Origin of the sequence: Streptomyces sp. NBC_01485 (genome assembly GCF_036227125.1) — a bacterium.
Lineage (GTDB): Bacteria > Actinomycetota > Actinomycetes > Streptomycetales > Streptomycetaceae > Streptomyces.
In genome coordinates, this window is record NZ_CP109435.1 from 5,833,112 (window position 1) to 5,857,710 (window position 24,599).

Consider the following 24,599-nt stretch of genomic DNA (forward strand, 5'->3'; position numbering starts at 1 on the left):
TGAAGTCGGGCAACACGGTCAGAATCTGGGCATGGGGGTTACGGACCGGGCCTCGCCCTGACGGGTGCGGCCCGGCGCGACCGACAGCGGGAGGCAGCGGTGAGGACAGCGACACTGGGGCCGGCGCAACGAGCCGAGTCACTGGCGGCCATGGCCGAGCGCGAACTGGACGTGCTGGTGGTGGGAGCGGGTGTGGTCGGTGCGGGCACCGCCCTGGACGCCGTGACGCGCGGCCTGTCCACGGGTCTGGTCGAGGCGCGCGACTGGGCGTCGGGCACGTCGAGCAGGTCCAGCAAGCTGATCCATGGCGGGCTGCGCTACCTGGAGATGCTCGACTTCACCCTCGTACGGGAGGCGCTGAAGGAACGCGGGCTGCTGCTGGAGCGGCTCGCTCCGCATCTCGTGAAGCCGGTGCCCTTCCTGTATCCGCTCCAGCACAAGGGCTGGGAGCGGCTGTACGCCGGTTCGGGCGTCGCGCTCTACGACGCGATGTCCATGGCCCGCGGGCACGGCCGGGGCCTGCCGACACACCGCCACCTGACCCGCCGTCACGCGCTGCGCGTCGCCCCCGCCTTGAAGAAGGACGCGCTGGTCGGCGCGTTGCAGTACTACGACGCCCAGATGGACGACGCCCGCTTCGTCGCCACCCTCGTGCGCACGGCGGCGTCCTACGGGGCGCAGGCGGCCAACCGCGCGCGGGTGACGGGTTTTCTGCGCGAGGGCGAGCGGGTCGTGGGCGCGCGCGTGCAGGACGTCGAGGCGGGCGGGGAGTACGAGATCCGCGCCCGGCAGATCGTCAACGCCACGGGCGTGTGGACCGACGACACGCAGGCCATGGTGGGGGAGCGCGGCCAGTTCCACGTCCGCGCCTCCAAGGGCATCCACCTCGTCGTCCCGAGGGACCGGATCAGCTCCTCGACCGGGCTGATCCTGCGCACCGAGAAGTCCGTGCTGTTCGTCATCCCCTGGGGCCGGCACTGGATCATCGGTACGACCGACACCGACTGGGACCTCGACAAGGCCCACCCGGCCGCGTCCAGCGCCGACATCGACTATCTCCTCGAGCATGTGAACTCGGTGCTCGCGGTGCCGCTGACCAGGGACGACGTCGAGGGCGTGTACGCGGGGCTACGGCCGCTGCTGGCCGGCGAGTCCGACGCCACCAGCAAGCTGTCGCGGGAGCACACCGTCGCGCATCCGGTGCCGGGGCTGGTGGTCGTGGCAGGCGGCAAGTACACGACGTACCGGGTGATGGCGAAGGACGCGACCGACGAGGCGGTGCGCGGGCTCGACCAGCGGGTCGCCGACTGCGTCACGGAGGACGTGCCGCTGCTGGGCGCGGAGGGCTACCGGGCGCTGTGGAACGCGCGGGCGCGGATCGCCGCGCGGACGGGCCTGCACGTGGTGCGGGTGGAGCATCTGCTGAACCGTTTCGGGGCGATGGCGGAGGAGGTGCTGGACCTCATCGCGGCGGACCCGTCGCTCGGCGAGCCGCTCCAGCACGCCGACGACTATCTGCGCGCCGAGATCGTCTACGCCGCCTCCCACGAGGGAGCACGGCACCTGGACGACGTGCTGACGCGCCGCACGCGCATCTCCATCGAGACCTTCGACCGCGGCACTCGCAGCGCCCGCGAGGCCGCCGAACTGATGGCACCGGTCCTCGGCTGGGACAACGACCACATCGAGCGCGAGGTCCGGCACTACGAGAAGCGGGTGGAGGCCGAGCGCGAGTCTCAACGCCAGCCCGACGACCTGACGGCGGACGCGGCCCGCCTGGGGGCACCGGACATCGTGCCGCTCTGACCGGGCCTGACCTGACCCGGCCTGGTCTCGCGCGGCCGTCTGGTGCCGCAGGGCTGGTGTCGTCTGGCCTGTCTGGCCTCGGCTGGCCGGGCCTGGTCCGGCCTGACCCGACTCGGCCGTCCCGGCCGCCCCGATCGCCCGGGCCGCTCCGACCGACCCGCTCCGGCTTTCGCGGGACCGATTCACTCGAACGAGTGTCGCGAACCGGGATCTCTGTTCGGAACCGGCTCGTTCTACGGATTGCGAGGGCAGAACTCGGCGGCGAGCAAGGCCGGTTCGAGGCCGGGATCTGCGATCGCCGTCGTGTTCACCCGGAAGGTGAGGACACGCCGACCGTCGACGGTGGCCGCGGTGCGCACGTAGCTGCCGGAGATCCGGCCGTTGTGTCCCCACACCGTGACGCCGCACGGGAGCTTCAAGGGGAACAGGCCCATGCCGTACGAGCCGTGTGCGGTACGGGTGTCGAGCATCTCGCGCAGCCGGCGCGGGGGCAGCAGTTCGCCGCCGAGCAGCGCCGCGTAGAAGCGGTCCAGGTGAGCGAGCGTGGTCACCAGCTCGCCCGCGGCCCCGGCCACCCGCGGGTCGAGTTCGGTGACGTCGGTCCCGTATGTGCCGTAGGCGCGGCCGTGCGGGGAGGGCAGAGAGGTGCGGGAGCCGGGGAAGGAGGTGCCCGTCAGACGCAGGGGAGCGATGATCCGCCGCTCGGCCTCCGTGGCGCACGAGCGGCCGGTGACCTGCTCGACGACCAGGCCGAGCAGGACGTAGTTGGTGTTGGAGTAGGCGAAGCGGCCGCGGTCGGCCGGAGGGTGGGTGAGTGCGATACGGACGGCTTGAAGCGGAGGCAGCGGCACGACGCCCCCGGTGTCCCGGGTGAAGTCGTTACAGTCCGCTGGTGTGGGTGAGCAGGGAACGAAGGGTCAGCGCGCGCCCGTCGTTGCCCGCCCCGCGCACCAGTCCCGGCAGCTGCGTCTCCACGGTGTCGGACAGCGACAGCCGGTGTTCCGCGGCCAGTTGGAGCCCGACGGTCGCGAGGAAGGTCTTCGTGACGCTGCCGGCCCGGAAGTGGTCGGACGGGGAGATGCCTGGGCCCGCCTCGGCGTAGCGGGTGCCGCTCTTCTCACGGGCCAGCAGGGCGGCGGCGGGCGCCCTGCCCCGGGTGAGGAGCAGCGGGAGGAGGGAGTCCGTGGGCGATCCGGGGCCGGCCTGCGAACCGGTCGTGAGCAGGCCGAGGAGCAGCAGGGCCACGGGGACGGCCAGGAGGCTCCGAAGCAGCGGCGTCACGGATGCTCCTTCGCTTGCCCTTTCACGGTCGTGCGCGCCCATCATCCAGGGCTCGGTCAGGCCCACTTCGCCCGGTCCCCGTCTCTCGATCGGAGGTCGCCCGTGCTCGCTGGCCGGGAGCGTGCCGCACCTTCTGGCCGGAATGCTCCGCTCCTGGGTGCGGTCGGGAGGCGGTGAGGGGCACCCTGGGCGTCGGGCACTTGTCGGGTGAGGGACAATGAAGGCTCTGTCAGGGCGGGTTGCATGAGGGGACGCATGTCGGAGGCGGAGCGGGCGGGGTCATCCCGTCAGGACAAGAGCGCACGTCTCCTCGCCGGGCGGTACCGGCTGGGAGACGTACTCGGCCGCGGCGGCATGGGGACGGTGTGGCGGGCTGAGGACGAGACCCTCGGGCGCACGGTCGCCGTCAAGGAGCTGCGGTTCCCGGGGAACATCGACGAGGACGAGAAGCGGCGGCTGATCACGCGGACGTTGCGCGAGGCCAAGGCCATCGCGCGGATCCGCAACAACAGCGCGGTGACGGTCTTCGACGTGGTCGAGGAGGACGACCGGCCGTGGATCGTGATGGAGCTCGTCGAGGGCAAGTCGCTCGCCGAGGTCATCCGTGAGGACGGCGTGCTGGAGCCGAAGCGTGCGGCCGAGGTCGGGCTCGCGATCCTCGACGTGCTGCGGTCCGCGCACCGCGAGGGCATCCTGCACCGTGACGTGAAGCCGTCGAACGTGCTGATCGCCGAGGACGGCCGGGTCGTGCTCACCGACTTCGGCATCGCCCAGGTCGAGGGCGACCCGTCGATCACCTCCACCGGCATGCTCGTCGGCGCGCCCTCCTACATCTCCCCGGAGCGGGCCCGCGGCCACAAGCCCGGACCGGCGGCCGACCTGTGGTCGCTCGGCGGTCTGCTGTACGCCTCGGTCGAGGGTGCGCCCCCGTACGACAAGGGCTCCGCGATCGCGACGCTCACCGCGGTGATGACGGAACAGTTGGAGGAGCCGAAGAACGCGGGTCCGCTGACGGACGTCATCTACGGTCTGCTCACCAAGGATCCCGCGCGGCGGCTCGACGACGCCGGTGCGCGGTCGATGCTCAACGCGGTGCTCCACGCACCCGACCCGCGGTACGACGAGCCGGCGGACGCGACGAAGGTCGTGCCGCTGCCCGCGCAGCCGGACGCCCCCGGAGGCAAGGGGAGTTCGGCGGGCGCGGAGGCGGGCGAGAAGCTGCGCGGGGCGTTCCGTTCCGTGCGGAAGGCCGCCGTCGCGGCGGGGGCGGCGACCTCGGCGGCCGCGTCCCGCGCCAAGTCGGCGAACGGGGCGGGTACGGGTACGTCTGGTGCGCCCGGTACGTCTGGTGCGTCCGGTTCCGTGAGTGCGGGTGAGGCGCAGAGCGAGGCGCACAGGGGTGGGGCGGCACGGGGGACCGGGGCCGGGGGGACGGGTTCCGCCGCCGCACCGTCTGCCGGCGCTGCTCCGTCCGCCGTTGCGCCGACCGTGTCGGTGGCCAAGGCCACGTCGGCGTCGGCGTCGGCGTCCGTGTCCAGGCCGGCTTCTGGGGCGGGAGCGGTGTCGGCGGCGGCATCGTCGGCCGCCTCTGCGTCTGCGTCCGCATCCGCGTCTGTTCCTGCGGCACGTTCCGGCTCCGGCTCCGGCTCCGGCTCCGGCTCCGGTGCCGGTGCCGGTGCTGGGGTCGATTCCGGTGCTGGGGTCGATTCCGGGGCTCGGGGGAGTGGCGAGGGGGGTGGGCGGAGTTCGGGGTGGCCTGTGATGACGCCGCCGGATCTGCCGCCGCGGCCCGTGCCGAGGGCGCCGTTGACCGATGTGGTGCCGAAGCGGACGCTGGTGATCATCGCCGTGGTCGTGGTGCTCGCGGTGCTCGGTACCGTGCTGGCCCTCACGCTCGGCGGTGACGACAGCACCGCGAACGGCGCGAAGAGCGGCGGCGCTTCCAAGGCGGTGGCCGGCGGGAGCGCGAGCGCCGACACCAAGGAGGACGAGGGCAGCGGGAGCCGTACGGACGGATCGTCGGCGCAGTCCGGCACGTCGTCCGGTACGACGCCGAGCAACACCGCCGCGGCGGGGGGCGCCGGGTCCGGTGGCACCGCCACCGGCGACGGCAAGGTGGCGACGACGACGCACAAGGGCGGTCAGGGGTACTCGATCGGGCTGCCCACCGGGTGGACGTTCCAGTCGTCGGACTCCGCGGGGGACCGTTTCGCCGGTCCCGACGGGCAGAAGCTGCTCGTCGCCTGGACGACCACGCCCAAGGGCGACCCGGTCGCCGACTGGAAGAACCAGGAGCGCGCCATGATGCTCTCTCAGTACAAGAAGATCCGAATAGAGGCGGTGAGCTACCGCGGCTGGAACACGGCCGACTGGGAGTTCACCTACACGGGCAGCGGGACGGGGTACCGCGTCATCGACCGCGGGTTCGTCGTGAGCGACAGTCTCGCGTATGCGCTGATGTACACGGCGAAGTCCGCCGCGTGGGGCACGGACCTGCGGGCGACCACCTGGACGACGCTGGCGGACACCTTCACTCCGAAGAAGTAGCGGCCGTCGGGTGCCGTGTTGGGGGCGTGAGATCTTGCATCCCCTCTTTGCGGGTTGCCTCCGGCACGTATCGTGAGTGCTTGCGGACCGTACGCATCCAGCAACACGGCCGGATACGGCTGTAACGGCACGCAACACGAACGGAATTGACCGACCGGGCGGCCGGGGGAGGCAACGTGGACGACTTCGCGGGTCGGGTACTCGTCGACCGCTACCGCCTGCCGTTGCCCCTGTCCGACGAGTACGAACTCACCGAGACCCGGGCCTTCGACACCTACAGCGGGCAGGAAGTCCTGGTCCGGCAGGTGCCGTTGCCGGAGGTCGTCGAGGCGGAGGTGCTCGACGCGGAGGGCCTGCCCGACGGGTTCACGGCCCGGGAGCGCGGGGCCCGCCGACCGGGGGCACGGGGCGTGGGCGCGAGTGCGGGCGTGGGCGCCGGTGCTGGTGCGGGGGTTGGGACCCGGCGGCCCGCCGACCCCGTCGTGCGGCGGGCGATGGAGGCTGCGCAGGCCACGGCGAGCATTCCCGACCATCCGCGGCTGGACCAGGTCTTCGACGTGTTCGCCGAGGGCGGTTCGCTGTGGATAGTGAGTGAACTGGTGGCCGCACGGCCGCTCGCGGCACTCCTCGCCGAGAAGCCGCTGACGCCGTACCGGGCAGCCGAGGTCGCCTCCGACGTGCTCATGGCACTGCGGGTACTGCACGCACATGGCTGGGTGCACCGGAACATCACCGCGCGCACGGTCCTCGTCTGCGACGACGGACGCGTCATGCTGACCGGCCTCGCGGTCGGCGCGGCGGAAGAGGCCCTGTGCGGCTACGACCCGGTACCGCCGGCCGAGGGTGCCTTCGGCGGGGGTGGTGGGGCCAGCGGGGGTGGTGGGCCTCGGGGTTCTGCGGCGCCGCTTCAGCCGGGCGGTGCTGGTGGCCCGGCCGGGGCTGGTGGTGTCGGTGCGTCAAGAAGCGCCGGTGCGCACGGTGGTGTGGGTGGTGCCGGTGCGTTCGGTGGCGCTGGCGGGGCCAGTGGTGTTGGTAGGGCCGTTGGGTTTGGTGGTTCTGTTGGGGCTGGCTCTGGGCGGCCGGGTGCGTTCGGTGGTTCCGGTGGTTCTGGTGGGGGTGGTGCCGGGGCGGGTGGGATTGGTGGGGCTGCCGGGGTCGGCCCGGGAACTAGTGGCTCCCGTGCTAGCGGGGGCGTTGGCGGTGGGGTCGTGGATGCTGAGGCTGCTCGGCGGGCCGCTATTGAGGCGAGGGGGTCCGGGGGGTTGCCGGTGTCGGCGGGGGAGGCGTCCGGTGGGGGAGGGGCGGTGGCGCGTAGGGCGCCGGTGGAGTCCGGCGATGATATTCGCGCCGCGCGGGCCGGGGCGATCGCCGCGTACCGGGCGGGTGCGCGGGCGGCGGCCCGGGTGCAGGACGCCCAGGAGGCGCAGCACAACGGGCACGCGGCCCTGCCCGGCGCCCGCACCCCGGCGCACCACGCCCCCGAGGCCGAGGCCGTGGACGGCGGTCCTCCCGGCCGGATAGCCGACCCCTACGGCGTCCAGGGCGCCCCCGTGCCCGGTGCGGCCGGGGCCCGTTGGGACGAGGTCGTGGGCGAGGCGCCCGGGAGCAGTGCGCCCCGGCGGGGGCCGGCCACCGCGCTGGCCGCTGAGCGGGCTCGGCAGGCGCGGATGGCCGTCGTCGGGCCGGTCACCGAGCGGTGGGCGCCCGAGCAGGCCGGACCGGTGCACGAGAACTGGCAGTTGGCCGCGCCGATCGGTCCCGCGACCGACCTGTGGGCGCTCGGCGCGCTGCTCTTCAGGGCCGTACAGGGGCATGCGCCGTATCCGGAGGAGTCGACGGCCGAGCTGGTGCAGATGGTGTGTGCCGAGCCGCCCGCCTTCGCCGAGGAGTGCGGACCGCTCAGGCCGGTCGTGGAGTCGCTGCTGCGTCAGGACCCCACCGAGCGGCTCGACTTCGAGGAGCTGGGGGGCTGGCTGCGCTCGCTGGTCCGGTCCGCGCCGGAGCCCGAGGCGGGGACGTACGTCGTCGCCGCGCCGCCCACCGATCCGCGTCGGCTGCCGATCGTCCGCCGCAGAGGCGAGCTGGTGCGCAGGCGGCGCGCCGGGCTGCCCGCGACGCACGGGCGGCACAAGCGCGGCCGGTCGGAGCCGGAGGGCTCGCCGCGCAGCCTGGGCCGCACCCTGCTGTTGCTGATACTGCTCGTGCTGGCCGCGGCGATCGCGTACGCCGTGCTGTTCATGCCCAAGTCGGGCGAGCAGGGGGCGGACGGTGCGGACGGCTCCCGGCGGACCGGGGCCACCGGGACGCCGGCCGGCCAGGCGCCCGACGCGAGCAGCGAACCCCGGCCCGACCAGACGTCGCCGGGCACCGGCGCCTCCACGTCCTCGGGGGCGGAAGCCACCCAGACCCAGACCGGCGGCGCGGCCGGTACCGGCGGCACCGGCGCGAACGTCGCCGACGGGTTCACCGTCCGCAAGGACGAGGCAGGTTTCCAGGTCGCCGTGGCCAACGGCTGGGACCGTACGCCGAAGAACGGGCGCGGTCAGATCGTCTACGCACACGGGGACTTCGAGCTGATCGTCGTACCGGGACGCGACAGCGCGGCGTCGAACGGCAGTGACCCGATGGTCTATCAGCGGGAGAAGGAGAGCGAGCTGCAGCCGTACCGCGATTCCAGTTGGGCGACGGCCTCCGGGCTGCGTACGACGACGGTGGGCGCGCGGACCATGGCCGAGGGCCAGTTCACCTGGACCGACGGCGGCGGGCGCGGGCTGTATGTGCGCAACCTCGCGGTCCTCATCTCCGGGCGATATCACATCGTGCAGGTCAGAGGCCCCGAGGCCGAACGGGACGAGGTCACGCGGCTGTACGAGCAGGCAGCGGCCACCTACCAGTACAGCGGCTGAGCGGCACCCGGCCCGGTTCGTTTCCGCGTGGCCGCGGAAGCGACAACCGTCACAGTGGGGTCTTCGTGGTACCCACTTGGTTCCACGGAGGCGGCCCGGTCCTTACGCTGACCATGTCAAGAGCATTGCGGGGCAACGTGAATCAGATGCAGGGCCTGCTCCTCGCGGGCCGCTACCGGCTCGCCGAATCCATCGGCAGCGGCGGCATGGGCCGGGTGTGGCGTGCGCACGACGAGTTGCTGCACCGAGCCGTCGCCATCAAGGAGTTGACGGCCGCGCTCTACGTCTCGGACAGCGACCGGGCCGTCCTGCTGGCGCGGACCAGGGCGGAGGCGCGCGCGGCGGCGCGGATCAACCACTCGGCCGTGGTCACCGTGCACGACGTGCTCGAGCACGACGGCCGGCCGTGGATCGTGATGGAGCTGGTCGAGGGCCGTTCGCTGGCCGACGCCGTCAAGGAGGACGGGCGCGTCGAGCCCGCCGAGGCCGCCCGGATCGGCATGTGGGTGCTGCGTGCGCTGCGCGCCGCGCACTCCGCCGGCGTGCTGCACCGCGACGTCAAGCCCGGCAACGTGCTCATCTCGAACGACGGCCGTGTCCTCCTCACCGACTTCGGCATCGCGCAGATCGAGGGCGACAGCACCATCACACGGACCGGGGAGGTCGTCGGCTCGGTCGACTACCTGGCGCCCGAGCGGGTGCGCGGCCAGGACCCCGGTCCGTCCTCCGACCTGTGGGCGCTGGGCGCGACGCTGTACACGGCGGTGGAGGGGCGCTCGCCGTTCCGGCGCACCTCGCCGCTGACCACGCTGCAGGCCGTCGTCGAGGAGGAGGCCACCGACCCGCAGCACGCCGGACCGCTCGGCCCCGTCATCACCGCCCTGCTGCGCAAGGACCCGGCCACCCGCCCCGACACCGCCGAGACCGAGCACCTCCTCGCCGAGGCGGCGGGCGGACGGCACCCGAGCGGGGCACAGGTGCACGTGCCGACGCAGTACGGGGGCTCCGGGTCCGACCGGGCCACGGGCGGCAACCACCCCACGTCGCACCCCGCTTCGCACCCCACGTCACAGCCGATGTCCCAGCCCACTTCCCAGCCCGCGTCCGGTACGGCGTACGTTCCCCTGAAGCCGGAGCCGGAGGTGTCGACGCCGGTTCCTGGCCACCCCATGACGAACCCGGCCGACTCGGGGGTGACGCACATCGGCCCGAGCGCGTCCACGCGGCCGTCTCAGCCATCCCGGCGCCGGCGCCGGGATGGGCCGCGCACGCGCACACTCGCGCTCGTGGTCGTCGTCGCCGTGCTGGTCGGCGGGGGCACGGCGGCAGCGTTGTGGCAGTGGGACAAGGGCAGGCATGAGGCCGGCGGGTCGGGGGCGTCGGCGTCCGCCTCGTCGAGCCCGGGCACCCCCGTCGAGCAGGGCGCCGTGCCCGACTCCTGGAAGGCGGTCGACGACCCGGTGGGCTTCGGGCTCTCGCTCCCCGACGGCTGGAAGCGGAAGGTGTACCAGGACGACGGCGACCTCAAGCAGATCGACTACACGCCCGACGGCGGCAGGCACTTCGTCCGCATCGCCCTCGACAAGTCCCCCGACTTCAGCGACCCGTACGCACACCAGACCGACCTGGAACAGCAGGTCAAGCGGCTGATCGCCTACAAGCGGGTGACCCTGGAGCGGAACGTGTACCGCGACCGGGCCGGCTCCGAGTGGGAGTACACCTGGACCGCGCAGGCGAAGGTCACGCCGTTCCCCGGGCCGCGCCGCGCGATCGAGGAGACGTACTTCGCCCGCGACGGCAGCGAGTACGTGATCTACATGTCCTCGCCGGCCGAGGACTGGGCCACGTCGGCCAAGCAGTTCAAGTCCGTACTGCAGAGCTGGCGCGAGCCGACCTCTTAGCACCGCCTCAGTACCGCCTTGGTCCCGCCGGTCGAGGACTCGCAGTTGGCCGGACGGCGCCCCGGAAGCGCGCCGTCCGGTGGGGCATGATGTGCTCATGGGGACCGAGGGGGGCGGAAACGACGTACGGGTCATCGCGGGCCGTTACCGGCTGGAGGCGAGGCTCGGGCGCGGCGGCATGGGGGTCGTGTGGCGGGCCACCGACCAACTGCTGGGACGGCGTGTCGCCGTCAAGGAGCTGATCCAGGACGACACGCTCTCCGCCGAGGAGGCGCGCGGCCGCCGTGACCGGACACTGCGCGAGGCCCGCGCGGTCGCCCAGCTCAGCCACCCGCACATCATCGTCGTCCACGACGTCGTCGAGGACGGCGAACGCCCGTACATCGTCATGGAGTTGATCGACGGCGGCTCGCTCGCCGACCGGATCGCCGCGCGCGGCCCGCTCCCGCCGGACGAGGCGGCCCGGATCGGCGTCGCCCTGCTGGGCGCCCTGCGCGCCGCGCACGCGGCCGGGGTACTGCACCGGGACATCAAGCCCGCGAACGTCCTGCTGGAGGGCGACGGCGACCGTGTCGTCCTCACCGACTTCGGCATCGCGCAGGTCGCGGGCGCGACCACGCTCACCGAGACCGGTTCGTTCGTCGGCTCGCCCGAGTACACCGCGCCCGAGCGGATGTCCGGGGCGCGGACCGGCGCCGAGTCCGACCTGTGGTCGCTGGGCGCGCTGCTGTGCACGGCGCTCAGCGGCGAATCCCCGTTCCGGCGCGACTCGTTGGGCGGCATCCTGCACGCCGTCGTCTTCGCCGAGATCCGTACGCCCGCGCAGGCAGCACCGCTTCTGCCCGTCGTGCAGGGGCTGTTGGAGCGCGATCCGGACCGGCGACTGGGCGGGGCGGAGGCGGAGCGGCTGCTGCGCGCCTTCCTGGAGACCGGGCGGACGCCGCGACCGGTGTCGTCCGGCTACACACCGACCCAGGCAGACCTGCCGCAGCCGCGGCTGGACCCGCCCGCCCGGGAGCGCTCCACGCGGGGCGTGCTGGTGGCCGCGCTGCTGGTCGCCGCGATGGCGGGGGCGGGCGTGTCGGCCGCGGCGCTGCTGGTGAACAACGGGGAGAGGGACGGGGGCGGCCGTACGCCCGCGAGTTCGGCGCCGGGGGCTTCGGGGAGCGGTTCGGTGAGTGGTTCAGGCAGTGGTTCGGTCAGTGGATCGACGGGCGGGCCGACGAGCCCTGCGCCCACACCCACGCCCACCTCCCCTTCCGCGCCCGCTCCCACCTCCACGGCAGGCTCCACGGCCGTCCCCGTGCAGTCCGCCGCGGTGCCCCGTCCGCCGTCCGCGCCTTCCGGCTATCGCGTGGCCGACGACCCCGCCGGGTTCGCGCTCGCCGTGCCGGACGGGTTCACGCGGGTGGCGCAGGGGGAGCGGGTCTTCTACATGTCCCCGGGGGAGGTCTTCCGTCTCGGCATCAAGGTCGCCGCCCCGCAACCGGGCGGCCCGCTCGGCGTGATGGAGCGGGCGGCGGCCAAGGGCGCGGACACCAACCCCGGTTACCACGACGGCCGGGTCACCGAGACCACCCAGGGCGGACTGCCCGCCGCCCGCTGGGAGTTCAGCTGGAACGGCTTCAGCGCGGCGGAGGGTCCCCGGCACACGTACGACCTGTGCTGGGAAGAGGGCGGGCGGCTGTACGACGTGTGGGTGTCGGCGCCGGTCGGGAAGGTGCGGGAGGCGCGGGAGTACTTCGACGTCGCCGTCGACACGTTCGTGACACGGTAGTTCCACTTCTCCGGTGGATTCCGGCCCGCCTGGCGCGATATGGATGGACCCATGAGCAACAACGGGGGCGTCGGCCACGAGTCCGATGAGACGACGAGTTTTGTTCTGCAACCGCCGAACCCGCAGGCGGCCGTGCCGTCACAGACAGCCGCGCCCGCGCAGGCGGCCATGTCGGCGCAGCCGCCCGAGCCCGGCGTCGGGCGGCTCGTCGCGGGACGTTACCGGGTGCTCGCCAAGCTCGGGCACGGCGGGATGGGCACGGTGTGGCGGGCCAAGGACGAGACGGCGGACCGCGAGGTCGCCGTCAAGGAACCCCGGGTGCCCGAGCATCTTCCCGAACGTGAACGGGCCAACGCGTTCGAGCGGATGCGGCGCGAGGCGCGGGCGGCGGCGCGGCCGGACCATCCGGCGGTCGTCAACGTGCACGACGTCGCCGTCGTCGACGGACAGCCGTGGATCGTGATGGAGCTGGTCCACGGCCGATCGCTGGGCAGCGCCCTCCAGGAGGGCACCCTCGGCGCGCGCGAGGCCGCCCGGATCTGACGGACGACTCCCAGGACCCCCGTCCGCGCGAGCTGCGGATCCTCTACTACAAGTCCGCCGTCGGCGACATGTACCGGCTCACCGTCGCCTACCCGGGCGCCGGCGACTTCACGGCACGCGGCCGCGAGGTGGCCCGCACGGCGATCGCCGACCTGGCCCTCGACAAGCTCTAGCCCGACGTCCTGATCAGCAGGTTCGTAGCCAGTGAACGCCGGTGCCGTGTGTGCGGCCGGTGAAACCGTATTACCGGCGGGTACCCAAAGTCTGCGCCACGTCATACCCTGCGCCTCATGACGGACTCGCAGGCCCCGGAAACCACACCGGACACGACACCGGCCACGACAGCGGCACAGACCGGCACCAACCCGCTCGCCCCGGCGCCCACCGGCGTGCGCACCGCCGCCGACGTGGTCACCCCGGAGCTGGTCGCCCAGCTCACCAAGGGGGTGACCGGTTCCGGCCGGACGGCCAACCACACGCCGTTCACCGGCGAGAAGCTGGCCGACCTGCCCGAGTCCACGCCCGAGGACGTGGCGAAGGCCTACGAGGCGGCCCGCCGGGCGCAGGCCGTCTGGGCGCGGACGCCCGTGCGGGAGCGCGCCGCCGTCCTGCTCCGCTTCCACGACCTGGTGCTGGCCCGGCAGGCCGAGGTGCTCGACCTCATCCAGTTGGAGACCGGCAAGGCGCGCCTGCACGCCCACGAGGAGGTGCAGGCGGTCGCCGTCGCCGCCCGCCACTACGGCCGCAGGGCCGCCGCCTACCTCCGCCCCAAGCGGCACGCCGGCGCCATGCCGACCCTGACGAAGGTCACCGAACTGCGCCAACCGCGCGGCGTCGTGGGCCAGATCGCCCCCTGGAACTACCCGCTGGAACTGTCGGTCGGCGACGCGCTCCCCGCGTTCGTCGCGGGCAACGCCGTCGTCATGAAGCCTGACACCGAGACCTGCCTGACCGCCCTGTGGGCGCGTGACCTGCTCGTCGAGGCCGGTCTGCCCGCCGACGTCTTCCAGGTCGTGCTGGGCGAGGGACCCGTCGTCGGCCCGGAGGTCGTCCGGCACGCCGACTACGTCTCCTTCACCGGCTCCACCCGCACCGGCCGCGAGGTCGCCCAGGGCGCCGCCGCCCGTCTCGTCGGCGTCTCGCTCGAACTCGGCGGCAAGAACGCCATGGTGGTGCTCGACGACGCCGACATCGAGAAGGCCGCCGCGGGCGCCGTCCGCGCCTGCTTCTCCTCCGCCGGCCAACTCTGCGTCTCCATCGAGCGGTTGTACGTCCACGAGTCGATCGCGGACGCCTTCGTCGAGCGCTTCGCCGCCCGCACCAAGGCCATGCGGCTGGGCACCTCCCTCGCCTACGGCGCCGACATGGGCTCCCTGGTCGGCGAACGCCAACTGGAGACGGTGACCCGGCATGTGGAGGAGGCCGTCGCGAAGGGCGCGAAGGTCGTCGCCGGCGGGGTCGCCCGCCCGGACATCGGCCCGTACTTCTTCGAGCCGACCATCCTCGACGGCGTGGGCGAACCCATGTCCGTCTGCGCCGAGGAGACCTTCGGCCCGGTCGTCTCCATCTACCGCTTCAAGACCGACGACGAGGCGGTAGAGCAGGCCAACTCCACGCCGTACGGCCTGAATTCGTCGGTCTGGACGAAGGACGCCCGCCGCGGCCACGACCTCGCCTCCCGGCTGCGCACCGGCACGGTGAACATCAACGAGGGCTACGCCCCGGCCTACGGCAGCGTCCAGTCCCCGATGGGCGGCATGAAGGACTCCGGTCTCGGCCGCCGCCACGGCTCCGAGGGCATCCTCAAGTACACCGAGGCCCAGACGGTCGCCCAGCAGCGCCTGCTGCCGATGGCCCCGGCACTGGGCATGAGCGACGAGAAGTACGCGGAGTTCATGAACCGCAGCCTGAGGGTGATGAAGGCGCTCCGCTTCCGCTAGGGGGCGCCGCACGCCACCCGTTCCCAACGAGGAGACCCCGTGTCCCAGGACGCCTACGACTACGACGTCATCGTCGTCGGCTCAGGCTTCGGCGGCTCGGTGACCGCCCTGCGCCTGACGGAGAAGGGCTACACCGTAGGCGTCCTGGAAGCGGGCCGCCGCTTCACCAGAGACTCCCTCCCGAAGAACTCCTGGGACCTCAGGAACTACCTGTGGGCTCCCCGGCTCGGCTGCTACGGCATCCAGCGCATCCACCTGCTGGGCAACGTCATGGTCCTGGCCGGCGCGGGCGTGGGCGGCGGCTCCCTCAACTACGCCAACACCCTCTACGTACCGCCGAAACCCTTCTTCGACGACCCCCAGTGGCGTGACATCACGGACTGGCAGGAGGAGTTGAAGCCGTACTACGAGCAGGCGCGCCGCATGCTCGGCGTACGGCTCAACCCGACGACGACCCCCTCCGACGTGCACCTGAAGGCGGCCGCGGAGCGGATGGGCGTCGGCGACACCTTCCACATGGCACCGGTCGGCGTGTTCTTCGGCGACGGCGAGGACGCCGGGGGAGAGGCGAAGGCGGCCCCCGGCGAACAGGTCGCGGACCCCTACTTCGGCGGCGCCGGCCCCGCCCGCAACGCCTGCACCGAGTGCGGCGAGTGCATGACCGGCTGCCGTCACGGCGCGAAGAACACCCTCAACGAGAACTACCTCCACCTCGCCGAGCAGGCGGGCGCGGTCGTGCACCCCATGACGACGGTCGTGTCGATCACGGACGACTCCCAGGGCGGCTACGCGGTCACCACCCTCCCCACCGACAACCGCCGTAAGGGCAAGGGCAAGGGTGAAGGCAAAGGCGACAAGGGCCGGGTCTTCAAGGCCCGCCGGGTCGTCCTCGCCGCCGGCACCTACGGCACCCAGACCCTCCTGCACCGCATGAAGGCGGGCGGACAACTCCCGTACCTCTCCGAGAAGTTGGGCGAGCTGACCCGCACCAACTCCGAGGCTCTCGTCGGTTCCCAGACCACCGACCGGCGCTACCGCAAGGCGACCGGCGCGCCGAAGGTCGACTTCACGCGCGGGGTCGCCATCACATCGTCCATCCACCCGGACGAGAACACCCACATCGAGCCGGTCCGCTACGGCAGGGGCTCCAACTCGATGGGCGGCCTGTCGATCATCCAAGTGCCGTACGCGGAGGGCTCGTCGAGGGTCGCCGGCTGGCTGGCGAGCGCGGCCCGCCACCCCGTACTCGTCCTGCGGTCGCTGTCCAACCGCCGCTGGTCGGAGCGGACCATCATCGGCCTGGTGATGCAGTCCCTGGACAACTCGCTGACGACCTACCTGAGGCCGGACGGCGTCGGCAAAGGCCTGCTGACGGCACGTCAGGGGCACGGCGCCCCCAACCCCAAGCAGATCAGGGCCGCTTCGGAGGCCGCCTCCGCGATCGCCGCCGACATCAACGGCTTCGCCGGTTCCAACGTGGGGGAGCTGATGGGCACCCCGCTCACCGCCCACTTCCTCGGCGGCTGCCCGATCGGCGACTCGCGCGAGACGGGCGTCATCGACCCGTACCACCGCCTCTACGGCCACCCCGGCATCTCGGTCGTCGACGGCGCCGCGGTCTCGGCGAACCTGGGCGTGAACCCGTCGCTCACCATCACCGCCCAGGCCGAGCGCGCGATGTCGTACTGGCCGAACAGGGGCGAGCCGGACCCACGCCCCGCGCAGGGAGCTGCGTACGAGCGGCTGAGGCCGGTGGAGCCGGTCAGCCCGGCGGTCCCGGCGGAGGCCTTCGGCGCGCTGCGCCTGCCGTTCCTGGGCATGCCGACGGTCCCGCCGAGGCAGTAGGCGACAGGCAGCAGGGATCACCGGCCGGGCAATGAGCGAAGGGACCTGCGCCCCCCTCCGAGCGCAGGTCCCTTCGCTGGTCTTGTCGCGCGTTACGCGTGCGCGCCGGTCCTGCGGCGACGGACCGCGAACACCGCACCGGCGCCGGCCACCACGGCGACCCCGCCGACCAGGCCGATCATCGGCAGCGCGGAGTCGGAACCGGTCGAGGCGAGGCTGCCGCTGATCGGCTTGGCGCCGCCCTGGGGCTTGGCGCCGTCGGTGGGCTTGTCGCCGTTCGGCTTGGCGTCGTCGACGTCGCCCGCGTCGCCGCCGGCGGCGAGGATCTGAACGTCGTAGAAGTCACCGTTGCCGTAGCAGGCGGAGCCCTCGCCGGCGTAGATGGCCTCGCTCAGCGCGAACGAGGAGCCGGCCGGCGCGGACGCCTTGACCTTGACCCGCAGGTCGAGCGTGCTGGAGTCGCCCTTCGCCAGCGAGTCGAGCAGACCCACGAAGGAACCGGTGACGTTGACCGTCTTGCCGTGCTCGTCCTCGTAGGAGTCCTGGAAGCCGTCGGTCCACTTGCCGTCTTCCTTGACCTGGATGACGGCGAGGCCCTCGGACAGCCACTCGTCCGTCTCGTCGCCGTACTCCATGAACGAGTCGATGTACACGTTCTTCAGGTCGTGGTCGGAGCCGTTCTTGACGACGAACTGGAAGTCGTGCCAGCCGGAACCGGCGACGATCTTGCCGGGCAGGCCCTTGATCTGGGCCGTGAGCTTGTCGTCCAGGTCGAAGGACTTGCAGTCCGTGAACGGGTCGAACGCGTCCTCACTCGCACTGGCCGACGGGCTCCCCGAGGACGACTGCGACGGGGACCCGGACGGCGACGTGCTGCCGGACGGGGAGCCGGAGGCGCTCCCGCTCTGCGACCCGGTCGACGGCGACGGGATGTCGGACTTGGAGTCGGACCCGGAGTCGGACTGGGACCCGGAGGCGGACGGGCTCGAGTCGCCCGAGCCGGACGGCGAGGCGGAGGCGCTGTCCGACGGGGACGCGCTGGCCGACGGTGAACCGCTCTCCTCCGCGAAGGCGGCGGGCGCGGACAGCAGCGCGAGCGGCGCGACTGACGCGATGACGGCCGTAGCGGCAGCGGCGACCATCGTGCGACGGAGCTTCATGCAGACCTCGTGGAACTCGGGGGGAGGCCTTCCGCATGGGGGTGTGGGAATGGGCCTTGTGTCGGTAGGTGTGACAGGCGAGGTCCGTGAACAGTTGCCCTCAGCTCACAGGATCTTTATGTGGTGCGCGTCACAGTCGCCGGCGTCGAGGTGGTCGGGGCTCGGTGTGCCCGGACATGACGAAGGGCCTCGCGGGACGGAACCGCGAGGCCCTTCGTCATCGTCAGCACCGGCGTCAGGGCAGCGCCGGTGCCGGGGAGCGGCGCCGGGGGGTTGCGCCGCTGGCTTGGCGAGTGCTGGGCAAAGCAGAAGTGGAAGCTGAACCGGTGCGGCAGTGCCCAAGCGATGCCGAACCGGAGCTTTCTACGCATCGTGCTGGATGAGCACGGCCCCCGCAACCGTTTGACCCAGCCCTTGTGCATTTTTGCGATGTTCCGCCGGTCGGCCCCGGGCGTCCCCGGGACCGACCGTTCTCTCGGGTGACCGGGCTGCTGTCCCCTGCAGTCCGGTCGACCCGTCCGGAGCGAGGTCCCACGACGCACGGCACGATCCGTACGCCTCATCGCTCCATCGAGCCACGCGTGGTTTCTTCCCGGCCCGCACCTGGCTGGCGCGGACACGGGGACCAACGAGGCCGCCCGTGCGGCGGTCACGCGCCGTACGGGTGAGAGACGGCCCGAACTCAGATACGGCCCCGGGACAGTTCGAGGAGCGTCATCGCCAGGGCCGTGCCCGGCTTGCCGAGGGCCTCGCGGTAGTGGTCGAGGATCTCCATCTCGCGGGAGAGGTTCACGCGCCGCCCGCCGGAGGAGATCCGCGCCTGCTGGACGACGGCGGAGACGGCCACCCGTTCCTGGATCAGACCGATGATCCGGTCGTCGAGCGCGTCGATGCGCTCACGGGCGCCGGCGATCACGGCGGTGGCGGTCAGGTCGGTCGTGGTCAGGTCAGTAGTGGTCATGGGGGCTCCTGTGGTGAGTACGGGATGCCTCGGAGCGGCGGCAGGACCCGGGAAAACGACAGGCGCCCCGGGCCTTGTCGGCCCGGGGCGCCTGGGAAGTCGCTTGTCAGTTGCTCAAGCAGCACGACCATGGCAGCCGGTGGGCCGGCAGCCATAGGTAAAGACGAAGGTCGTGGGCGAAAGCATGGAGCCAGTATGCCACGGCACCTCTCTGTCCGACCGAGCCGGGAGGTGTCCCACGCAGGCCCCGTTAGAATCGGTATCCCAAGCCCCCTGCCCAACCGCCGGAAGGCACCCCGTGTCATCAGCGACTCCCGCTGCCGCCGCCCCCGACACCGTCCTGGTCGTCGACTTCGGTGCGCAGTACGCCCAGCTCATCGCCCGTCGAGTCCGCGAGGCGCGGGTCTACAGCGAGATCGTGCCGAGCACCACGCCGGTCGAGGAGATGCTCGCCAAGAACCCGGCGGCGATCATCCTCTCCGGCGGCCCCTCGTCCGTGTACGAGGAGGGCGCCCCGACCGTCGACCGCGCCCTCTTCGAGGCCGGCGTCCCCGTCTTCGGCATGTGCTACGGCTTCCAGCTGATGGCACAGACCCTCGGCGGCACCGTCGACAACACCGGCGCCCGTGAGTACGGCCGTACCGAACTGCACGTCTCCCGCTCCTCCTCGACCCTCTTCGAGGGCACCCCGGCCGAGCAGGCCGTGTGGATGTCGCACGGCGACGCCTGCTCCGCCGCCCCCGAGGGCTTCAGCGTCAGCGCCTCCACGGACGTCGTCCCGGTCGCCGCCTTCGAGAACGACGAGAAGCGGCTGTACGGCGTCCAGTACCACCCCGAGGTCATGCACTCCACGCACGGCCAGCAGGTGCTGGAGCACTTCCTCTACCGCGGCGCCGGCCTCGCCCCGTCCTGGACCACGGGCAACGTCATCGAGGAGCAGGTCGCGGCCATCCGCGAGCAGGTCGGCGACAAGCGCGCCATCTGCGGCCTCTCCGGCGGCGTGGACTCGGCGGTCGCCGCAGCCCTCGTCCAGAAGGCCATCGGCTCCCAGCTGACCTGCGTCTACGTCGACCACGGTCTGATGCGCAAGGGTGAGACCGAGCAGGTCGAGAAGGACTTCGTGGCCGCGACCGGAGTCCAGCTGAAGGTCGTCGACGCGCAGGAGCGATTCCTCGCCGCGCTCGCCGGGGTCTCCGACCCCGAGCAGAAGCGGAAGATCATCGGCCGCGAGTTCATCCGCGTCTTCGAGCAGGCCCAGGCCGAGATCATCGCGGACGAGGGTCCGGCGGTCGAGTTCCTCGTCCAGGGCACGCTGTACCCGGACGTCGTCGAGTCCGGCGGCGGCACCGGCACCGCGAACATCAAGTCGCACCACAACGTGGGCGGCCTGCCAGAGGACCTCGAGTTCCAGCTCATCGAGCCGCTGCGCAAGCTGTTCAAGGACGAGGTCCGGATGGTCGGCCAGGAGCTCGGGCTCCCGGAAGAGATCGTTCAGCGTCAGCCGTTCCCCGGCCCCGGCCTGGGCATCCGGATCGTCGGAGAGGTCACCAAGGACCGCCTCGACCTCCTCCGCGACGCCGACGCCATCGCCCGCGAGGAGCTGACGGCCGCCGGTCTCGACCGCGAGATCTGGCAGTGCCCGGTGGTCCTCCTCGCGGACGTCCGCAGCGTCGGCGTCCAGGGCGACGGCCGCACCTACGGCCACCCGATCGTGCTGCGCCCGGTCTCCTCCGAGGACGCGATGACCGCCGACTGGTCGCGCCTCCCGTACGACGTCCTGGCGAAGATCTCCACCCGGATCACCAACGAGGTGCGGGACGTCAACCGCGTCGTCGTCGACGTGACGAGCAAGCCGCCGGGCACCATCGAGTGGGAGTAGTCCGCCGGCGTCCGTGAAGGTCGTGAGGGTCACGTCCGTCTGAGAGTCCGCACCGGCACTCCGGGCTGCCAGACCTGGGCGACCAGATACGTGTCGTCCTCGACGTAGGTCCGTACGACCTCCGTCAGCTCGGTGCGGAAGAGGTGGAACGGCTGCGGCGGTTCCACCTCTTTCACGTACGCCGCCCTCGCCTCGCCGTCCGCCACCTCGACGGCCCGGCCGGCGATCCGGACGTCGCCCCCGCCCATCCCGGTGCCCTCGCCGGGGTTGGCCTGGAGGCAGAAACGGGGGTCCCGGCGCAGGTCGAGGGCCTTGAGCGAGTCCGGCATCATGCCGAGCCACAGCTCACCGCCGAGGAAACGGACCTCGATGCCGGTGGTGCGCGGGGAGCCGTCCTTGCGGAGGGTCGCCAGGACATGGTGCGTGAAGGCCCCGAACCGGGCCTCGGTGATCTGTGCGAACTCGGGCTCCGCGGCGACGAAGGCCGCCCAGTCGACTGTCATACGGCGAGTGTGACGCCGATACCCGACATCTTCTGGCAGGTATCCGCGCTCGTGCGTGCGCGATCCGGCGCGCCGTCCAGAGGTGACGGAAATCGTCATCTTCACATAACGGCTCTGCCCTTTTGCGCTGACCGACGGTAACTTTCCGCGTCGTAAAGCAACCCAGTGCTGGAGGACCGATGCACCGGCCCACACCGCCTGCCCCGCTGCCCACCGACCGGCTGCAGTTCGCGATGCCGCCGACGCACGACTCGGTGGAGGACGAACGCCGGCACCGCAAGGAACGGCTGGCGGGAGCGGTGCGGATCTTCGGGCGGCTCGGCTTCGAGGACGGCGTCTCGGGGCACATCACCGCCCGCGACCCCGAGTTCAGCGACTGCTTCTGGGTCAACCCGTTCGGGATGCCCTTCAAGCACGTCACCGTCGGCGACCTGGTGCTGGCCAACGCCGACGGGCAGGTCGTCGAGGGCCGCTACCACGTCAACCAGGCCGCCTTCACCGTGCACGCGCAGGTCCACGCGGCCCGCCCCGACGTCGTCGCCGTCGCCCACTGCCACTCGGTCCACGGCCGCGCCCTGGCCGCGCTCGGCGAACTGCTCGACCCCATCACCCAGGAGAGCTGCGCCTTCTACGAGGACCACGCCCTCTACGACGCCTACACCGGAGTGGCCGTCGACGCGGAGGAAGGGCGGCGCATCGCGGCCGCGCTCGGCTCCCGCAAGGCGCTGGTGCTGCGCAACCACGGGCTGCTGACCGTCGGCGACTCGATCGACGCGGCGGCCTGGTGGTTCCTGTCGATGGAACGCTCCAGCCAGGTCCAACTGACCGCGCGGGCGGCGGGCCGGCCCGTCCTGATCGACCACCGGGCGGCCGTGGAGACCCGGGAACAACTCGGCGGCGACCTGGTGGCATGGATCAACTACCAGCCCCTCTGGCAGGACATCAGCCGCAGCGAGCCGGATCTGCTGAGCTGAACACAGGGGGTTCGCGGGCTCAGAAGCCCCGGAGGACGACGGCTTTCGTCCGGGCGAACTCCTCGTCCGTCAGCACGCCGTCCCGGTGCAGCTCACCCAACTCGCGCAGCCGGCGCAGCAGTACGTCGTGGTGGTCGCCCGCGTCCGCGTGCCCGTCCGCGTGCCCGTCCGCGTGCCTGTCCGCGTCCCCGTGCTCCTGCTCGTGCTCGTGCTCGGTGTGCGTGCGGGCGGAGGGGTGCGGGAGGCGGGCGGTGACCGCGGTCGCCACCAGCGCCGTCAGGAGGTCGCGGCTCACGTTGCCCCACAGGTCCAGGGCGTACGGGTCCTTCTCGGCCGGCAGTTTCGAGAACACCGTCTCGCGGGTCACGAAGCGCAGGAAGCCGTCCTCGTGACCCGAGTTGGGCAGCCACTCGACCCGCACGAGGTCACCGATGCCGATCACGCGCGGGCCGGTCGCCCGCTTCACCCGGTCCGAGGTGTCCGCCCAGTCGACGCGCACCTGGGTGCCGTCGAAGGAGACGGTGCCGTCGGAGGACCGCACGGACACCGGCACCGGCGGACCCGGCAGGAGGTAGGCCTCGGTCGGCTCGTGGGGGATCTGGTCGAGCAGCAGCGCGTGCCGGATCTCCTCGGCGAGGTACTCGGCGACCCCGGCACGGTCCGCGTCCACCGTGAGCCGGTAAGGATCCGCAGGGTCGGGCAGCCGCCCGCCGGTCGCCTGCAGCAGCGGATCGGCCCCCTCGCGCAGCCGCATCCGCAGCCGGCCGCGCCTGCGTTCGGGCTCGTAGGCGATCCCGGCGACCGCCTCCAGAGGCACCGCGATCTCCCCGTACGTCTGCCGGAACAGCGGCACGGAGCGGTGCAGCCCCGGCGTGATGCGGACCGTCGTGCCGTCGAAGGCCCAGGTCCCGTCACGCTGGATGATCTCGGCCATAAAGCAAATTCTCGCAGCCGGGTCAACACAGCCCGCCCCGCTTCACCCGCCCTGACCAGACCTACCGGAAACGACAGGGTGTGCCGTAGGGCACAATTCGCTGTCATCACAGGGGAGTTGTTCACAGGCTGTCGGCAGGGGTCCAAAACGGGTTCTCCAGGGCCGCCATCCGATCGGGTCGTGGGGAAAGGCAGGCGTCGGACGTGGCGGTGCAGGAGGCGAGGCAGGGCGTGGCCCCTGGCCCGGGGGCGGGCGCGCACGAGGGCGGCTGCACCTGCGGCGGCTGCCCGCACGGGGCGCGTGAGGGGCACCGGCGCGCGGTGGCCGAGTTCCTGCTGAGACGGGACGAGTTCGCCGCCGGACAGGGCCTGCCGGCCGCCGTCGCCCACTCCGCCTCCGCCTCCCGGCAGTGGGTCTCCGAGGAGCTCACCCAGTCCGCGGAACTCGTCGCCGACCGCGGGCGCGCCGAGGGCGGGGCCTGGCTGGCCCGCCTGTGGCTCCGCACGGCGGTCACCGTGTGGGTGACGGTCGTCGCACTGCTGCTGGTCCAGTCCCTGACCGCCATCGGCGCGGGCTGGACCGCCGCCCGCACCGCCGGACTGCTCGCCGCGCTCGTCGTCGCCGGCGCGCTGACCGCGGCCTCCTGGTTCCACCGGGCACGCGGCGGGGCGCTCGCCCCGGTGATCGGCGAGGACAACCGCCTCTCCACCTCCCGCGCGGTCGCCGCAGCCTGGGTCCTGCTCGTCGCCTACGCCGTGCTGGTCCTGGTCGGACGGCTCGCCGCCGCCTCCGGCCACGCCGAACGCGACGCGCTCATCGCCGGGCTCGACCTCGCCCGCGGCGCCGGCGTGGTGACCGTCCTCGCCGTGGTCTGCGGCATCGCCGTGCTGGTGCGCCGGGTGGTCGGCCTGCGCGTCCTCGCCCAGCGGCTGCAGAAGGTCCGCGCCCACCGTCCGCGCGCCGCCGACCTGCTGACGGACGACGCCGGCCGCGGCACCTTCGCCGACATCCAGTACGTCGTGATCGGCGCCGTCGCCCTCGCCTTCGCCGCGGTCCGGCTGGCCCGCCGCCCCGACCAGCTCCCCGACCTGCCCTGGGGCCTGGCCGTCGTGGTCCTGGTCTCGGCCGCGACCTACCTCGCCGGCAAGTACGCCGAGGGCGGCCGCCCCGTCATCCTCTCCGTCGTCCGCTCCCGCGAGGCCGGCGACCTCGACGCCCCGATCCGTACCGGCGACGACATCGAGATCCGCGGCGCCGGCTTCGTCCCGCCCGGTGCCCAGAGCGCCGACCGCCTCTCCCGCATGGTCGTCCGCATCGGCCCGGTCCACGTCCACGTCCCCCTCGTCCCGGTCTCGGGCGGCTTCAGCAACCCCACCGACGCCGTACTCACCGTCCCCGTCCCGGCGGACGTGGAACCGGGGCGGGTCGAGGTACAGGTCGTCACAGCGGCGGGAGTCGAGACCAACCGGTACGCGATCGACGTGACGGAGTGAACGGGCGGGTGGCGTGAACCGGAGGGTGGGGCGAACGGGCGGTTGGGCGAATGGGCTGTGGAGCGAACGGGCGGTGCGGCGAGAGGCCGGTGGAGCGAAAGGTTGGTGGAGCCAACGCGCTGGGCCGAGTGAACCGGTAGGGCGGGACA

14 protein-coding genes and 2 pseudogenes are annotated in these 24,599 nt (G+C 72.3%); 11 read left to right on the top strand and 5 right to left on the bottom strand.

Annotated features, from left to right (window positions below; all coding sequences use genetic code 11):
- Positions 1–99: 99 nt before the first annotated feature.
- Positions 100–1,806: a glycerol-3-phosphate dehydrogenase/oxidase gene (locus tag OG352_RS26530; protein WP_329220295.1), complete on the top strand. Its 1,707-nt coding sequence runs from the start codon at positions 100–102 to the stop codon at positions 1,804–1,806.
- Positions 1,807–2,039: 233 nt separating this feature from the next.
- Here the strand turns inward: OG352_RS26530 and OG352_RS26535 are convergent.
- Positions 2,040–3,129: pseudogene (locus tag OG352_RS26535) on the bottom strand (serine hydrolase domain-containing protein).
- A gap of 213 nt (positions 3,130–3,342) precedes the next feature.
- Between OG352_RS26535 and OG352_RS26540 the strand changes: the two are divergent.
- The 7 genes and pseudogenes from OG352_RS26540 (at position 3,343) to OG352_RS26570 (ending at position 16,546) form a co-directional block, all read left to right on the top strand.
- Entirely contained in the window at positions 3,343–5,634 is a 2,292-nt protein-coding gene (locus OG352_RS26540) for a serine/threonine-protein kinase (RefSeq protein ID WP_329223970.1), read from the top strand.
- Between the two features lie 176 nt (positions 5,635–5,810).
- Positions 5,811–8,540: a protein kinase gene (locus tag OG352_RS26545; RefSeq protein ID WP_329220296.1), complete on the top strand. Its 2,730-nt coding sequence runs from the start codon at positions 5,811–5,813 to the stop codon at positions 8,538–8,540.
- Positions 8,541–8,686: 146 nt separating this feature from the next.
- Positions 8,687–10,441 carry a serine/threonine-protein kinase gene (locus tag OG352_RS26550; RefSeq protein WP_329220297.1) on the top strand — a complete coding sequence of 585 codons (1,755 nt, stop codon included), beginning with the start codon at positions 8,687–8,689 and terminating at the stop codon, positions 10,439–10,441.
- A 97-nt stretch (positions 10,442–10,538) separates the two neighbouring features.
- The gene (locus OG352_RS26555) at positions 10,539–12,218 is read left to right on the top strand and encodes a serine/threonine-protein kinase (protein WP_329220299.1); all 1,680 of its coding nucleotides are present in this window, start codon (positions 10,539–10,541) and stop codon (positions 12,216–12,218) included.
- Between the two features lie 51 nt (positions 12,219–12,269).
- Positions 12,270–12,758 (top strand): annotated as a pseudogene (locus OG352_RS26560) (protein kinase domain-containing protein); the annotation flags it as partial.
- Between the two features lie 293 nt (positions 12,759–13,051).
- Positions 13,052–14,701, top strand: coding sequence for a succinic semialdehyde dehydrogenase (locus OG352_RS26565; protein ID WP_329220301.1), 1,650 nt, complete (start codon positions 13,052–13,054; stop codon positions 14,699–14,701).
- A gap of 39 nt (positions 14,702–14,740) precedes the next feature.
- Positions 14,741–16,546, top strand: coding sequence for a GMC family oxidoreductase (locus OG352_RS26570; RefSeq protein ID WP_329220302.1), 1,806 nt, complete (start codon positions 14,741–14,743; stop codon positions 16,544–16,546).
- Between the two features lie 92 nt (positions 16,547–16,638).
- Here the strand turns inward: OG352_RS26570 and OG352_RS26575 are convergent, their stop codons facing one another.
- Complete coding sequence (locus OG352_RS26575; RefSeq protein ID WP_329220304.1) at positions 16,639–17,706, bottom strand: LPXTG cell wall anchor domain-containing protein; 1,068 nt, start codon at positions 17,704–17,706, stop codon at positions 16,639–16,641.
- A gap of 682 nt (positions 17,707–18,388) precedes the next feature.
- Positions 18,389–18,667 (bottom strand): chorismate mutase, encoded by a 279-nt coding sequence (locus OG352_RS26580; RefSeq protein ID WP_329220306.1) that lies wholly within the window; start codon positions 18,665–18,667, stop codon positions 18,389–18,391.
- 298 nt (positions 18,668–18,965) lie between these two features.
- On the opposite strand from OG352_RS26580, the gene guaA reads away from it, so the two are divergent.
- On the top strand, positions 18,966–20,546 hold the full coding sequence (guaA, locus tag OG352_RS26585) for a glutamine-hydrolyzing GMP synthase (protein ID WP_329220308.1): 1,581 nt from the start codon (positions 18,966–18,968) through the stop codon (positions 20,544–20,546).
- A gap of 29 nt (positions 20,547–20,575) precedes the next feature.
- Here the strand turns inward: guaA and OG352_RS26590 are convergent, their stop codons facing one another.
- Positions 20,576–21,049, bottom strand: coding sequence for a pyridoxamine 5'-phosphate oxidase family protein (locus OG352_RS26590; protein ID WP_329220311.1), 474 nt, complete (start codon positions 21,047–21,049; stop codon positions 20,576–20,578).
- A 179-nt stretch (positions 21,050–21,228) separates the two neighbouring features.
- Between OG352_RS26590 and OG352_RS26595 the strand changes: the two genes are divergently transcribed.
- On the top strand, positions 21,229–22,023 hold the full coding sequence (locus OG352_RS26595; protein WP_329220313.1) for a class II aldolase/adducin family protein: 795 nt from the start codon (positions 21,229–21,231) through the stop codon (positions 22,021–22,023).
- 19 nt (positions 22,024–22,042) lie between these two features.
- Here OG352_RS26595 and OG352_RS26600 read toward each other — a convergent pair whose 3' ends face one another.
- Complete coding sequence (locus tag OG352_RS26600; RefSeq protein WP_329220315.1) at positions 22,043–22,957, bottom strand: DUF4429 domain-containing protein; 915 nt, start codon at positions 22,955–22,957, stop codon at positions 22,043–22,045.
- A 203-nt stretch (positions 22,958–23,160) separates the two neighbouring features.
- Here OG352_RS26600 and OG352_RS26605 point away from each other — a divergent pair, with 203 nt between their 5' ends.
- Entirely contained in the window at positions 23,161–24,450 is a 1,290-nt protein-coding gene (locus OG352_RS26605; protein WP_329220317.1) for a hypothetical protein, read from the top strand.
- Positions 24,451–24,599 lie beyond the last annotated feature (149 nt).